The 14,976-nt window shown below is 30.0% G+C and carries 17 protein-coding genes; 15 read left to right on the plus strand and 2 right to left on the minus strand.

The genetic code is table 11. The features are described 5' to 3' along the window. The first annotated feature begins 50 nt into the window (after window positions 1-50). The 13 genes from C3E89_RS04555 to C3E89_RS04615 all read left to right on the plus strand — a co-directional run bounded on the left by C3E89_RS04555 (window position 51) and on the right by C3E89_RS04615 (window position 11,782). Window positions 51-638, plus strand: coding sequence for a TetR/AcrR family transcriptional regulator (locus tag C3E89_RS04555; RefSeq protein WP_236911292.1), 588 nt, complete (start codon window positions 51-53; stop codon window positions 636-638). A gap of 18 nt (window positions 639-656) precedes the next feature. Further along, complete coding sequence (locus tag C3E89_RS04560) at window positions 657-2,027, plus strand: radical SAM protein (RefSeq protein WP_236911293.1); 1,371 nt, start codon at window positions 657-659, stop codon at window positions 2,025-2,027. Between the two features lie 139 nt (window positions 2,028-2,166). Continuing rightward, the gene (locus C3E89_RS04565) at window positions 2,167-2,721 is read left to right on the plus strand and encodes a LemA family protein (protein WP_236911294.1); all 555 of its coding nucleotides are present in this window, start codon (window positions 2,167-2,169) and stop codon (window positions 2,719-2,721) included. Window positions 2,722-2,729: 8 nt separating this feature from the next. Then, window positions 2,730-3,515 (plus strand): TPM domain-containing protein, encoded by a 786-nt coding sequence (locus tag C3E89_RS04570; protein ID WP_236911295.1) that lies wholly within the window; start codon window positions 2,730-2,732, stop codon window positions 3,513-3,515. A 15-nt stretch (window positions 3,516-3,530) separates the two neighbouring features. Beyond that, window positions 3,531-4,421: a metal ABC transporter solute-binding protein, Zn/Mn family gene (locus C3E89_RS04575; protein WP_236911296.1), complete on the plus strand. Its 891-nt coding sequence runs from the start codon at window positions 3,531-3,533 to the stop codon at window positions 4,419-4,421. A gap of 1 nt (window position 4,422) precedes the next feature. Continuing rightward, window positions 4,423-5,172: a metal ABC transporter ATP-binding protein gene (locus tag C3E89_RS04580; RefSeq protein ID WP_236911297.1), complete on the plus strand. Its 750-nt coding sequence runs from the start codon at window positions 4,423-4,425 to the stop codon at window positions 5,170-5,172. Between the two features lie 10 nt (window positions 5,173-5,182). After that, window positions 5,183-5,989 (plus strand): metal ABC transporter permease, encoded by an 807-nt coding sequence (locus tag C3E89_RS04585; protein ID WP_236911298.1) that lies wholly within the window; start codon window positions 5,183-5,185, stop codon window positions 5,987-5,989. Window positions 5,990-6,215: 226 nt separating this feature from the next. Then, a complete protein-coding gene (locus tag C3E89_RS04590; protein ID WP_236911299.1) occupies window positions 6,216-6,755 on the plus strand; it encodes a helix-turn-helix domain-containing protein in 540 nt (179 codons plus the stop codon). A 23-nt stretch (window positions 6,756-6,778) separates the two neighbouring features. Continuing rightward, window positions 6,779-7,828 carry a spermidine/putrescine ABC transporter ATP-binding protein gene (gene potA, locus C3E89_RS04595; protein ID WP_236911300.1) on the plus strand — a complete coding sequence of 350 codons (1,050 nt, stop codon included), beginning with the start codon at window positions 6,779-6,781 and terminating at the stop codon, window positions 7,826-7,828. After that, window positions 7,825-8,661, plus strand: coding sequence for an ABC transporter permease (locus C3E89_RS04600; RefSeq protein ID WP_236911301.1), 837 nt, complete (start codon window positions 7,825-7,827; stop codon window positions 8,659-8,661). The genes potA and C3E89_RS04600 overlap by 4 nt, the downstream gene beginning before the upstream one ends. Further along, window positions 8,655-9,446: an ABC transporter permease gene (locus C3E89_RS04605; RefSeq protein WP_236911302.1), complete on the plus strand. Its 792-nt coding sequence runs from the start codon at window positions 8,655-8,657 to the stop codon at window positions 9,444-9,446. Before C3E89_RS04600 ends, C3E89_RS04605 begins: the two co-directional genes overlap by 7 nt. Then, complete coding sequence (locus tag C3E89_RS04610) at window positions 9,443-10,489, plus strand: ABC transporter substrate-binding protein (protein ID WP_236911303.1); 1,047 nt, start codon at window positions 9,443-9,445, stop codon at window positions 10,487-10,489. Before C3E89_RS04605 ends, C3E89_RS04610 begins: the two co-directional genes overlap by 4 nt. A gap of 108 nt (window positions 10,490-10,597) precedes the next feature. Further along, the gene (locus C3E89_RS04615; protein WP_236911304.1) at window positions 10,598-11,782 is read left to right on the plus strand and encodes an NAD(P)/FAD-dependent oxidoreductase; all 1,185 of its coding nucleotides are present in this window, start codon (window positions 10,598-10,600) and stop codon (window positions 11,780-11,782) included. A gap of 104 nt (window positions 11,783-11,886) precedes the next feature. On the opposite strand, the gene C3E89_RS13275 is transcribed toward C3E89_RS04615, so the two are convergent. Both C3E89_RS13275 and C3E89_RS04620 read right to left on the minus strand, forming a co-directional pair. Beyond that, on the minus strand, window positions 11,887-12,021 hold the full coding sequence (locus tag C3E89_RS13275) for a hypothetical protein (RefSeq protein WP_272876567.1): 135 nt from the start codon (window positions 12,019-12,021) through the stop codon (window positions 11,887-11,889). A 3-nt stretch (window positions 12,022-12,024) separates the two neighbouring features. Further along, window positions 12,025-13,338, minus strand: coding sequence for a helix-turn-helix domain-containing protein (locus tag C3E89_RS04620; RefSeq protein WP_236911305.1), 1,314 nt, complete (start codon window positions 13,336-13,338; stop codon window positions 12,025-12,027). A 277-nt stretch (window positions 13,339-13,615) separates the two neighbouring features. Here C3E89_RS04620 and C3E89_RS04625 point away from each other — a divergent pair, with 277 nt between their 5' ends. Both C3E89_RS04625 and C3E89_RS04630 read left to right on the plus strand, forming a co-directional pair. Continuing rightward, on the plus strand, window positions 13,616-14,254 hold the full coding sequence (locus C3E89_RS04625; protein ID WP_236911306.1) for a GntR family transcriptional regulator: 639 nt from the start codon (window positions 13,616-13,618) through the stop codon (window positions 14,252-14,254). Window positions 14,255-14,587: 333 nt separating this feature from the next. Then, complete coding sequence (locus C3E89_RS04630) at window positions 14,588-14,968, plus strand: GrdX family protein (RefSeq protein WP_236911307.1); 381 nt, start codon at window positions 14,588-14,590, stop codon at window positions 14,966-14,968. Window positions 14,969-14,976: the final 8 nt, after the last annotated feature.

The raw sequence follows: 14,976 nt of genomic DNA on the forward strand, positions 1-14,976 counted from the left end.
AAATATAATTAAGCCAATAATTTAACAAAGGAGAGGGGGGTAGAAGAGATTTGCCGAAAATAGTAGATTATGAATCTAAAAAACAAGAAATAATTGAAAAAGCAAGAATTGTTTTTGCTACGAGAGGATATCATAATACTAATTTATCCCACATTTCAAAAAAGTGCGGCATGGGTAGAACTACCCTTTACCAATATTTCACAAATAAGGATGAAATATTTTATCATTCTATGGGATATACTTTAGAAGAAATTAAAAGCCAGGTAAATGTTATTATTGCAAATGATAAATTATCGTTTGTAGAGAAATTGAAAGAAATAATCCATCAGCTGACAGAAGAACAGAACCATAATAACACTTTTATATTATTGTTAGAAATATGGCTTATATTAAGAAGGGAAAGAAACGAGACCCTGGAAAAACTAAAAAAATATACCCAAGAACTAAAAAAAGTTTTAGAAGAATTAATAAAAGAAGCTATAAGAGCTAAAGAAATTAAACCAATTGATAGTAGAAGCTTAGCAGAAACCATATATACCTTTATAGAAACTTTTACTCTTCAAAGAACCTCTAGCAATTTAGATATAAAAGTTAAAGTAGAATCACTTAATTTGTTAATTGATGGATTGAAGGTTTAACTTAAAGGGGGATTAAAAATGGCAAGCGTAAAACAACTTATTAGCACCAAGGTTATGAATGAAGGACTTAAATATATTGAGAAAAATCCTATGGAAAATATGCCAAAATTATTGGATTGGGCAGAAAAGATCATTACGAGACAAAATCATAAAGGTATGCTCCAAACCTTTAGAAATGTAGTAGATGATCCAGAAAGCAACTGGTACAAACTAATAGAAAGATATTTTGATGAATTATCACCCGCTACAAGACAGAAGTTTATGATTAACTATATGGTAAACTCCGGAATCGTTGGGATTCCAATTCAGGATAAGATGAAGGTAAAGTATAATTGTAATATACCTTGGGCTATATTAATTGACCCTACTAGTGCTTGCAATTTAAAATGTACAGGATGCTGGGCAGCAGAATATGATAAAACAGATTCTTTAAGCTATGATCTACTAGATAGAGTCATTAAAGAAGGTAAAGATCTTGGAATATATATGTATATATTCTCAGGGGGAGAGCCGTTAGTCAGAAAGAATGACTTAGTGAAATTAGCTAGAGAACATAGTGACTGTTCATTCCTTTCTTTTACCAATGCAACTTTAGTTGATGAGGAATTTGCAAAAACCTTAGGAGATTTGGGAAACTTTGGATTGGCCATTAGTGTAGAGGGTTTTGAAGAAGAAACGGATATGCGTAGAGGAAAGGGAACTTATAAAAAGGTTATGGAAGCCATGGATTTACTAAAAAAAGAGGGAGTAGTATTTGGATTCTCCACTTGTTATCATAAGTATAATACTGAATCTATAGCTTCAGAAGAATATATAGATTTTTTAATTGAAAAAGGTTGTATGTTTGGCTGGTATTTTACTTATATGCCTATTGGCAAAGATGCAGTAACCGATCTAATGGTAACGCCTGAACAAAGAGAATATATGTATCATCAAGTAAGGGACTTAAGAACTAAAAAGCCTATATTTATAATGGACTTTTGGAATGATGGAGAATATGTTCAAGGATGTATTGCTGGGGGAAGAAGATACCTTCATATAAATGCTAATGGTGATGTTGAACCTTGTGCATTTATACATTATTCAAATGTCAATATTAAAAATGTAAGTTTAGTTGAAGCGTTGCAATCACCTTTATTTATGCAATATAGAGAAAATCAGCCTTTCAATGAAAATCATCTAAGGCCATGTCCTCTATTGGATAACCCAGAAAAAATAAAGAGTATGGTAAATAAATCTGATGCCTATTCTACACAACCTATAGATAGAGAGGATGTAGAAGATTTAACTGCTAAAACTGAAAATGCTGCGGAAAATTGGGCTATAACAGCAGATAAACTTTGGAAACAACGCCAAGAAGAAAAAAAGAAACAGTTAGCAGGAAATTAGATATTAATTAAATGAAGATTAAGCTAGGATCTTGTCATCCTAGCTTAATTTTCTTTGTGAAATAAAAACTTTTTATTAATAATGTATTATAATATATAATAGGGTATATATTAAATCATAATTATAAAGGAGGAGTAAAATGCAGAAAAAATATCTAATACCAATAGTGATAGTTGTTTTAATTATTGCATTACTAGGCGGAAGTTATAATAGGTTGGCCGTCGGAGATGAAAGAGTTACAAGTGCTTGGGCTCAAGTTGAGAATCAACTTAAACGTAGGGCAGATTTAATACCTAATTTAGTTGAGACAGTTAAGGGTTATGCTAGTCATGAGAAAGAAGTATTGACTGGAATTACAGAAGCAAGAACAAAATTCAACTCAGCTAATACACCTAATGAATATGCAGAAGCTAATGCAGAATTCAATAGAGCTTTAACAAATCTATATGCAGTAGTAGAAAATTATCCAGAATTAAAAGCTAATCAAAATTTTACTGAACTACAATATGAACTAGCTGGTACAGAAAATAGAATAGCAACAGAACGTATGAGATATAACGAAACAGTAGAAAGTTTTAATACTAGTATAAGAAGATTTCCAACCAATATCATAGCAAAAATATTTGGATTTGAGAAAAGGCAATATTTTGAGATTAATTCAGAAGATGCAGAAGTTCCTGAAGTGAACTTCTAGGTGATAATATGAGAAAAAAGTCAGCTTTGTTTATTATTATATTTATATTAATTTTGTTTAACAATAGTATAAGCCTAGCTATAGAATTTAACCTTCCAGAACCTAGCTACTCATTTTATGTATATGATGAAGCAAATATAATTGATAATCAAGTTGAAGAATATATTATTGAAACTAATAAAGAATTATATAAAAAAACAGGAGCTCAAATAGTAGTAGCTAATATTATGGATTTAAAGGGTATAGATATAAGGCAATATGCTAATGAATTATTTGAAAAATGGGAGATAGGTAGCAGAGAATATGATAATGGTTTATTAATCCTAGTAGCTCCAGAAGATAGAGAAATTTGGATTGAGGTAGGTTATGGTTTAGAAGGAGCATTGCCTGATAGCAAAATAGGAAATATTTTAGATGCTTCAATACTCCCGTTTTTTGGAGAAGAGAATTATTCTGAAGGTATATTATCTGGATTTAATGAAATAATCAATGAGGTAGAGAAAGAATATGAAATTGAACTAGGGCGTGAAAGAATTAACGAAGAACTATATTATTTTGACAATTCCTATAGTAAATCTAATTTATTTAATGGAATTGGAAAAGCATTATTGGTTTTAGGGATAATTATATTTTTATTTATTGACTTTAAATTTTTTAATGGTTTTCTAACCTATTCTTTATTACGAGGAAGTAGGTTTGGAGGTTCAAGCTCTGGTGGCAGAGGTGGCAGAGGTGGCAGATCCTCTGGCGGTGGAGGCCGTTCTGGCGGCGGAGGCGCTGGAGGTAAGTGGTAAGGAAGGATGATAAACATGAGAAAAATTATAATAATATTTATTTTGCTAATATTGCTAATAACAGGATGTTCTCCCAAAGGGAATTCAAATAAAACTGTTGGTGAAAAGCCTATAGTATATACATCTTTTTATCCATTATATTTCTTAACAAATGAAATAGGTAGAGATAATATTGATGTGAGAATGGTTATACCAATTGGAGTAGATTCCCACGATTATGAACCTTCCATGAAACAGCTTAAGGGTTTAGAAGAAGCTGATATATTTATATATAATGGAGCAGGATTTGAAGCTTGGGTAGATAAACTTATAGGTACTATAGTAGATGAGGAAAAGACGTTGAGAGCTAGTGATGAAGTAGAGTTAATCGAAATTAGTGGTACTGTAGACCCTCATATTTGGTTGAATCCTGAAAATATGAATTCAATTGGAGAAAAGATCAAAGATAGGTTAACATCACTAGATAAAGAAAACAAAGATGAATATGAAAAAAACTTCAAGGATTTATCTAGTAGATTAAAAACATTGGATAATCAATTTCTAGAAGAATTAACAATAAAGAAAAAAGATACAATACTTGTATCCCATTCTGCTTTTGCTTATATGGCTAAAAGATATGATTTTGAGCAGATATCCGTTGCAGGAATTAGCCCAGAACAAGAACCTAGTCCTAGGACTATTGCAAATATAATAGAAATAGTTGAAGAGGAAGGCTATGAATATATTTTTTTAGAGACTTTAGCCAATCCAAAGACTGTAGAGATAATTGCTGAAGAAGCTAATTTGAAAACTCTTGTATTAAATCCCATAGAAGGTTTAACCGAGGAAGAAGTAAATAATGGAGAAGACTATATATCTATTATGGGGAAAAACCTTGAAAACTTGAAAAAGGCTTTGGTGGAGTGATATGGATAAATATATAGTAACTGTTGATAATTTAAGTTTTAGTTATGGTCCAAATAAAGTGCTAGAAGATGTTAGTTTTAAAATTAAAGAAGGAGATTTTGTTGGGATTATTGGTCCTAATGGATCTGCAAAGAGTACACTATTAAAATTAATGGTAGGTTTACTTAAACCAGATAAAGGTTCAATAAAACTATTTGGAAAACCGGTTGGGAAATTTAATGATTATAAAAGAATAGGTTATATCTCTCAAAACGTTAGAGATTTTAATCAGATGTTTCCTGCTACGGTTGAAGAAATTGTTGGTGCTAATCTTTATTTAAAAAGGAGTCTATTTAATAGGTTGAAAAAAGAAGATTATGTAAAAATAGAAAAAGCATTACAGATAGTTGAAATGGAAGAGTTTGGAAAAAGAAAGATTGGGAATCTATCTGGTGGACAGAAACAAAGGGTTTTTATTGCTAGGGCTTTGGTAAATAATCCTGAAATACTTTTTATGGATGAACCATTAGTAGGTGTAGATTTAGACTCTCAGAATAGGTTTTATAATTTAATGGCTAGATTGAATAAAGATTATAATATGACATTGATAATGGTCTCCCATGATGTAGGGGTTATCTCAAAAAAAGTAAATAGAATATTTTGCCTGTCTAAAGGTAAAGTCTATGGACACAATTCTAATCAAAGTATTTGTTTAGATACGTTTAAAGACATCTTTGGAGACAATATGAATATATTGTTTCATGATCATTAGGAGGAATACTATGTTTTCTTATGGATTCATGCAAAAATCATTTATTATGGGGATTATGATAGCAGTTATTGCCCCGACAATAGGTTATTTTCTTGTTCTTAGGAGACAATCAATAATTGGAGATACCCTATCCCATGTAGCATTATCAGGTGCTGCATTTGGTATGGTCACTAACTCATATCCAGTATATACAGCTATTTTATTTACCATAATAGCAGCACTTGGAATAGAAAGTTTAAGAAAAAAGTTTGAAAATTATGCAGAGCTATCATTAGCTATAATATTATCTGCTGGTGTTGGATTAGCTTCCCTATTGATTAGCCTAGGCAATACTCAAGGTATATTATCCTATTTATTTGGTAGTTTAGCTTTAATCACAAAGCAGGATATATTTCTAGTAATTGGTTTGGGAATAATAGTTTTAATAACCATTGTCCTTTTTTATCAAGGTTTGTTTTACATATCCTTTGATGAAGAAAGTGCCTATTTAGCTGGAGTTCCTATTAGATTTATTAATCTCTTTTTTTCAATACTAGTAGCTTTAACAGTGGCAATTTCTATGAGGATAGTAGGAGTACTTCTAATTTCATCTTTGATGATACTTCCTGTAGCGACTAGCCTTTTAATTGCTAAAAGTTTTAAAACTGGACTTATATATTCAAATATCTTTGGTTTTGTTTCAGTAATAACAGGTTTAACTTTATCATTCTATTTAGATTTAGCCCCAGGAGGTACTATTGTATTATCAGCCATATTATTATTATTAATAGTCATAATTATTGAAAGTTTTAAAAATAAGTATAAAAAGCCAGCTTAAGTGCTGGTTTTTTTTATTAAGTATAAAATTTCATATATTAAACTTAATTAAATACTAAATTTGATGAAGCTTTGTATATTACTAGAATTAACAAGTAATAAAATTTTAATAAAATCTATTGACTTTTTAGTATTATTTTGCTTATAATGTAATAGTCTAAAATAAGGTTTAGTAATTATAAACAAAAAGTTTAGTATGTTAGTGGTTTATATTGAGGAGGGTAATTGTGAAAATAGGTGAGAAAATTAGACGCCTTAGAGTCCAAAATTCGTTAACTCAAGAGGAGTTAGCAGATAGATGTGAACTAACTAAAGGGTTTATATCTCAAGTGGAAAGGGATTTAACTTCTCCTTCTATTGCTACTCTAATGGATATTTTAGAAGGCTTAGGAACCAATTTAAGAGATTTCTTCAATGAAATAGAAGATGAAAAAATAGTTTTTTCTAAAGGGGATGCTTTTATTACAGAGAATGAGGATTACAAATATATTTTGAAGTGGATAGTACCAAATGCACAAAAAAATATTATGGAGCCTATTCTTCTAGAGCTAGAGCCAGAGGGAAGATCAAAGGAAGATTCACCCCATGAGGGAGAAGAATTTGGCTATATATTAAGAGGAAGCATTATTATCCATTTAGGCAGCGAGAAATATAAAGTGAGAAAAGGGGAAAGCTTTTATTATAAGGCTAATTCTAATCATTATTTATATAATCCAGGAAAAACTAAGGCCGTTTTAATCTGGGTAAGTTCACCACCAAGCTTTTAATATTATTTAAGGGGGTTTAGATTATGGATAATACTCATACTATTGATCTAAAAAATATATCAAAAGAATATGATGGGACTAAAGTACTTGACAATTTAAATCTTTATATTAGGAAAAATGAATTTTTAACATTATTAGGCCCAAGTGGATGTGGCAAGACTACCACTTTAAGAATAATAGGAGGATTTGAACAACCAACAGAAGGAAAAGTAGTGTTCGAAGGAAAAGATATTACAACTTTACCCCCCTATGAAAGGCAAATTAATACAGTGTTTCAAAAATATGCATTATTTCCACATATGAATGTTTTTGACAATATCGCCTTTGGTTTAAAAATAAAGAAAGTAGCAAAAGATGAAGTAAAGGCTAGAGTTAAGGAAATGCTAAGGTTAGTAAACCTTAAAGGCTTTGAAAACAGATCCATTGATTCCCTAAGCGGTGGACAACAACAAAGGGTCGCTATAGCTAGGGCTTTAGTTAATGAACCAAAGGTATTACTATTAGATGAACCTTTAGGTGCCCTAGATTTAAAATTAAGAAAAGATATGCAAACAGAATTAAAAAATATGCAAAAAAGGATAGGTATAACATTTGTATACGTAACCCATGATCAAGAGGAAGCTCTAACTATGTCAGATACCATAGTAGTTATGGATAAAGGAGTAATCCAACAAATAGGCACTCCTGTTGATATTTATAATGAACCTAAGAATGCTTTTGTTGCAAAATTTATTGGTGAAAGCAATATTGTAGACGGTATTATGCATGAAGATTTTGTAGTTGAATTTGCTAATCGAATATTTAAATGTGTAGATAAAGGCTTCAGTAAGATGGAAAAAATAGATGTGGTAATCAGACCTGAAGATCTAGAAATAGTACCCTTTGAGGAAGGTTTGTTAAAGGGAGTTGTTACATCAGTAACCTTCAAAGGAGTTCATTATGAAATGATGGTTAAAGACGGGGAAATAGAATGGATGGTTCATAGTACCATTATGAAACCTGTAGGGACTGAAATAGGCATGAAAGTCCTACCTGAAAATATTCACATCATGAAGAAGGTGATTGAAAAATGAAGATGAAATGGACTTCTTATCCATATATATTGTGGATGATAATCTTTATAGTGGTTCCTTTAGCCTTAATTCTCGTGTTTTCTCTTACCACTGGTGAAGAAGGAGGCATAAAAAATATTCAATTTACTCTAGAGAACTTTAAGCGATTTCTGGATCCGAAATATTTAGATATATTATGGGTGTCTGTAAGTTTAGCATTAAAGTCTACAGCAATTACCTTGCTACTTGGTTATCCTATGGCCATGATTATTGCCCGTGAAAAACCTAAACGTAGGAATGTAATGATACTCCTATTCGTCATACCCATGTGGATGAATTTTTTATTAAGAACTTATGCTTGGTTAACTTTGTTAGGTAAGAATGGACTTATAAATTACATTATAACCAAATTAGGATTTAAACCTTTAAATCTAATATATAATGATTTAGCGGTATTATTGGGAATGGTTTATAACTTTTTGCCTTTTATGGTTTTACCCATATATTCGGTTTTAATAAAGATAGATAAAAGCCTAATTGAAGCAGCTGAGGATTTAGGAGCAAATAAGATAAAGGTTTTTTCTAGAGTAACCTTCCCATTAAGTATTCCTGGTATAATTACTGGAATAACTATGGTATTTATGCCTGCTGTTAGTACTTTTGTAATTTCAAGGCTATTAGGTGGAGGACAATATATGCTTATAGGAAATTTAATTGAACAACAATTCTTATGGGTTGGAGATTGGCATTTTGGTTCTGCTATATCCATAGTTATGATGGCCTTTATACTTTTAACAATGGCAATTACCGCTAAGTTTGATTCCGAAAAAGAGGGAGGTGGAGGGTTATGGTAGGCAAAATATCAAAAAGGCTATATACATTTTTAATATTTTTGTTCCTATATGCTCCTATTATAGTATTAATCGTATTTTCCTTCAATAATTCAAAATCTAGAGGAAATTGGAGCGGCTTTACCTTTAAATGGTATATAGAATTATTTAAAAATGCAGAAGTACTAAAGGCATTGTATTATACTCTACTTATTGCAGTACTATCTTCGATTATATCAACTATAATAGGTACTTTTGCAGCAATAGGCATCTATGGTATGCCAGGAATTAGTAAAAAAATAGTTCTTAATTTAAACTATTTACCTGTATTAAATCCAGATATTGTGACAGCAGTATCTTTGATGACCTTATTCAGGTTTTTAAGAATTGAATTTGGATTTATAACAATGCTTTTATCCCATATAACCTTCTGCATACCCTATGTTATATTGTCCATACTGCCAAAATTGAAGCAGATGAATAGACATTTAGCAGAAGCAGCCATGGATTTAGGAGCAACCCCTATTTATGCATTGAGAAAGGTGGTTATTCCTGAAATAATGCCTGGAATAATAACAGGAGCTTTACTAGCATTTACATTGTCCGTTGATGATTTTGTAATTAGTTTCTTTAATAAAGGAGCAGGGGTAACAAATTTAAGCATTACTATTTTTTCTATGGCAAGGAGAGGCATAAATCCAGTAATAAATGCTTTATCTACTTTGATGTTTGTAGGCTTACTAGTTCTACTTTTGATAATAAATAGTAGATCTTCTAAAAGTATTAGTGAGAGAGGTGATATTATATGAAAAAGAGTGTAAAGATGATTTTGAGTATAGGATTAATAGTTATAATTGGGTTATTATCTACGGGATGTGGTAGCAATAAACCTGCGATTAATGTATATAATTGGGGAGATTATATAGATCCAGATGTTATAGATGAGTTTGAAAAAGAATTTAATGTAAAGGTTAACTATAATACTTTTGCAACTAATGAAGACATGTATGTTAGCATTAAAAAAGGAGGAACTAGCTATGACGTAGCTTTCCCTTCTGATTATATGATAGAAAGAATGATAGAGGAAGATTTATTGGAAAAGATCAACAAAGAAAATATACCGAATTTGGATAATATAGAGGATAGATTTTTAGATTTGGATTTCGACCCTAATAATGAGTATTCAATACCTTATATGTGGGGAACGGTAGGCATCATATATAATAAAACCATGGTTGATGATGTGGTAGATAGTTGGGATATTCTTTGGAATGAAAAGTACAGTGGCCAAATTTTAATGCTGGATAGCCAACGAGATTCTATAGCTGTAGCATTAAAGAAACTAGGCTATTCAATGAATTCTAGAGATGCTAAAGAACTAGAAGAAGCAAAGAAAGAATTAATTAAGCAAAAACCTTTAATTTATGCCTATGTAGGAGACGAAGTAAAAGATTTAATGGTTGGAGAAGAAGCAGCTCTTGCAGTAGTTTGGTCAGGGGATGCAGTTGCAATGATTAGAGAGAATGAAAACTTAGAGTATGTAATACCTAAGGAAGGGACTAATCTTTGGTTTGATAATATGGTAATACCAAAGACAGGAAAGAATAAAGAATTAGCTGAAGAATTTATTAATTTTATGAATAGACCAGAGATAGCAGCAAGAAATACTGATTATATTGGATATTCAACAACTAACTATAAAGCATTGGAACATTTACCTGAAGATATAGTAAATAGTAAGGTAGCTTATCCTACCGATGAAGAAATAGGAGAGGTAGAAATATTTAAAGATCCTAAGGACTTTTTGAAAATATACGATGAAATTTGGATGGAAATTAAAGCACAAAGATAGCTTTATCAATGGATAGAGGATAATCAGTAGGTAGTTGTAGGTTTATGCTTATAACTTAATACTTTGGGTAATAATTAACTAGCGATTATTAACCCAAGGAGGTACAGAATGGAGAAAGTAAAATATTTAATTATAGGAAATGGAATTGCAGGACTTTCTGCAGCAAAGGAAATAAGAAATAACGACAAGCAAGGTACCATTACTATGATTTCAAGTGAATCATACCATACCTATTATAGAGTGAGATTAACAGAATGCTTATCTAAAGACTTTAAAGATGAAGAACTTTTAGTAAATAAAGATAAATGGTATGAAGAAAAAGATATAAAAGTATTGTTAAATAAAATAGTTGAAAAGATAGATGTAGATAAATCTAAAGTAAGGCTAGATGATGGAATTGAAATAGAATATGAAAAACTACTATTAGCTACTGGTAGTAGACCGTTTATACCGCCAGTAGCAGGAAAGTTTAAACAAGGAGTATTAGCATTAAGAACTTTAAGAGATCTAAAATATATTAGAAGTTATTTTGACAACTGTAATAGTATTACTGTAATAGGTGGTGGACTTTTAGGATTAGAGGCAGCTTGGTCATTAAAAAAATTAGGCAAAAAGATAAATATTGTAGAATTTGCACCCTATTTACTCCCAAGACAACTAGACGATGAAATAGGCATTAAACTAGAGAAAAAGTTAAAAGAAGAAAGTTTTAATATATACCTTTCTTCAGCAGCAGAAGAAATATTGGGAGAGAATAGAGCTAACGGAATATTATTAAGGGATGGCAAAAAAATAGAAACTGATGGAATATTGTTCTCTGTTGGCATAAGGCCAAATTTAGATATTATTAGGGATACTTCAATAGAATTTGATAAAGGAATAATAGTAAATAAGAATTTAAGAACAAATATAGATAATATCTACGCTGCAGGAGATGTAATTCAAATAGATGGAATGGTTATAGGTTTGTGGACTTCAGCAAATGAACAAGGGAAAGTAGCAGGAGCTAATATGTCAGGAAATGCCTTAGAGTATACGGAAGCAAAACTTTTCACCTCCTTATCATTGGGAGATATTAAACTTTTTTCAGTAGGAGATATTAAGGATTTTGATAAAGTTTATGAGTATAAAGATGAAAATGATGGTATACACCACAAATTATTTACTACAGAAGGGAAACTTACTGGTGGAATATTATTTGGCGATACAAAATCCATGGGTAAGCTTAAAAAAGCAGTTACTGAAAATACAGATATTGATTCCTATTTAGATGGTAATGTACAATTTAAATAAAATAGTAATCCAAATAAAAAGTGTGACAAATCTTGTCACACTTTTTATTTGGATTGGATTAAGTTTTGTTAATATAATTATAAGTATTAAGGTATAACATTGAGTTAAAGCTTTTCAACTATAGAATCTCTTATTGGATATGGTGGTATAAAAACTGCTTCAGCAAACACAGCAGTACCTAAGTTAATAATTATTGTTCCAATTGCAATTAATAGAGCTATTCTTTTTTTAAGATTCATTAATTACACCTCCCCGTTTAATAGATTCTCAATTAAATATCTTGCTTCCATAATATTATTTTGTTCCATATAACTGAGTAAGATTTTTAGGATAATTATAAAATCATTATTTATTTTAAAATTATCAATTTTTGTTATGAAAATCTTTGCTAAATCATTGATTTTTTGAAATTGTTTGGTTTCTCTATAGAAATTTAGTAATTTCAAAAAGATGCTAGGGAACAAACTAGTATCTTTATGGTCTTTAGATAATATCAGTGCTTCTTTTAAATATTCTTCATAAGGATTATATTCCTCTAAATAATAGAATATATTAGCTAGACTATATAGGAATTTTGGTAAGTAAAGTGAATTTTTGTCCGCCTTTTTTACATAACTAACAACCTTATCTTTATATTCAAGAACTTTTATACGATTGTCGGTTTTTATATGTATTTGTATAATATTCATATATGCTAAGCCAATCTCTTCAGGGTCTTTAAAGGGTTCAATTATATTTAGTAATTTAGTATAGCTTCTTAAAGCCCCATCATAATTTTCAAATTCGGCGTTGGTTATTCCTTCTAACATCAATACCCTTTTTATTTCTCTATAGTCTTTATGGGTTATATAGTATTTTGCATATATTAATTGCTCTAAACATAGACTATAGTCTTTTTTGTGATAATATGCTAATGCACTGTTATAATAAAAAATACCTTTATATTTATTTGGAATATCATCTTGGGTCGATAAGGCGAAATTACACAATCTAAGAGCCTCATCAAATTTTTCAGTTACAATGCAATTATAGACTAATTTTAAAATTATTTTATAACGTTCTCTCTTGTAGGGGTATTCATAGGAAACCTCTAGAGCTTTTAAATAATAATAGTATTCTTTATTGGAATCCTTAGCATTATAGTAAATATCTCCCAATAATTCATAAACTTTAACCTTTTTATCAATAAAATTCCACTTATTTAAAAATGTTTCTACATTATTTAATTCTTCTAGCTCAAATTCATAATTTTGATCCTTCAATCTAGTAGTAAGCTTTTCAATATATATATTAGCTTGTTTTCTTGCATCATATCTTTCGGGATTAAGAATATCTTCAGGCTGGATGTATATATCCATACCTTTGTCATAAATTATTTTATTTATGTTTTTAGAAATAATGGTAGCTACGTTATGATATATAGGCGTTCTGTCATTTTCTATAAGGCTAATTAGGTTTCTGGTAATTTGTTCACCAGCTAATTCATATTGTCTTAGATCAAAGTCCTTCCTTATTCGTTTTAAATTTTGTCCTATGGTGATTTTATTGTTTTCCATATTCTCCAACCTTTATTATATATTTTACTTATATTAAGTATATCATATATAAAATCTTATGTAAATATATTTACATAAGATTTTATTGTGGTATACTTATAGTATAAGGATAATATTCCAATGATGTACCAGGAAAAGTCTAATTGTGTGTTGGGTTATTTATGGGGTAGAGACTATTTCCTGGTACATTTTTGCTAAAAAATATGATTTCAGTAATTGCAGAATCCATATTATATTGATATGATAGTAGTAAATACTTTTATGAGGGGTTATGACTGTGAGTAAGAAGATTAAAACTGAGGAAATTTATAATATTTTAAAAAGAAGAATAATTGAACTAGATTATGAACCAGGAGAGGTTCTTAATGAAGTAGATATTGCTGAAGAATTTGACATCAGTAGAACACCCGTAAGAAAAATTTTTCAACAATTAAGCACTGATAAACTACTTAATATTATACCGAGGCTAGGTGTTCAAGTAGCTCCAATGGATTTTATGTATATGAAATCAGTTTTTGAAGTAACTAGAATTTTGGACCCTTTTGCAGCCAGATTAGCTGTAGATAGAATTACTGATGAACAGTTAGAAGAGTTAGGAGCCATAGTTAAGAGGTTGGAAACTTATGATATTACTGTAGATTATCAAAAAGCAATTATTGATGACCAAAGGTTTCACGATATAATATTTATAAGTAGTGGAAATCCGTGTTTACAAGAGGTTCTTCTAAGTTTACATAGTCATACTGAAAGGTTATGGCATTATTCTCAACGTTATTTTGATTCCATGGATCTATTTACCGATAGTTTAGGCAATGTATTGAGAGCTATTAAAGAAAAAGACAGAGATAATGCAGAAAAATATGCAAGAGAGCATATAGACGCCTTTGTGGACAAAATAAAACAAGAATTACTTTAATTAAAGTTTTAAAAAGCCTTAAAGTTTATCGTTCGATAAACTTTAAGGCTTTTTAATTTGCAAAATTTAGTTAAAGTATAAAAATATTAAGATATTAATAAGGTGGGATCCATAAAGTGGTAACTATGGCAGCAAGAACCATAAAAGTTGATAAAAAACTAACTTTTTTTTAAAAAATTCAAATATACTATTGAAATACTAATGAAATACATGTAGAATACAAGTAAGAAACATAATAAAAACATGAAACATTTAATCTGTGATTTCTGTTAGAACATTTAAATATTTACTTTTAAAAATGTTTTAGAAATATTTCATGAGAGGTGGGGTTGTTTGAAATATAGAATTGTCACAAATAATCCAGTGGTTAAAAAAGAGTATGAAGATCTATATTATGTTGAAGGTTCATATGAGGATGTATTAGTTAAAGTAAGAGATTTAGTTTATGAAGGCGTAGAATTAATTAGTCATCCTTTAGGTGCTAGTATGAGAATGCTATATTCACCTTATCGTTCTATAGTTGTTGGACAGAATAAAAAAACGATTGATCCTTTTCATATGGAAATTATTGAAAATAGCATAATGAATTATAAAAAGAACTTGGAAGCAAGGAAAATAGATTGGGTGCATGCTGATGATTATGCTTTAATTGACAATGAACTTTTAAAGTCCACCTTAAAGGACTTGGAAGTTAATTTTAATAAAGATATCTAAAAATTTTG

It is taken from the genome of Clostridium sp. Cult1 (assembly GCF_021655095.1).
Lineage (GTDB): Bacteria > Bacillota > Clostridia > Tissierellales > Tepidimicrobiaceae > Schnuerera.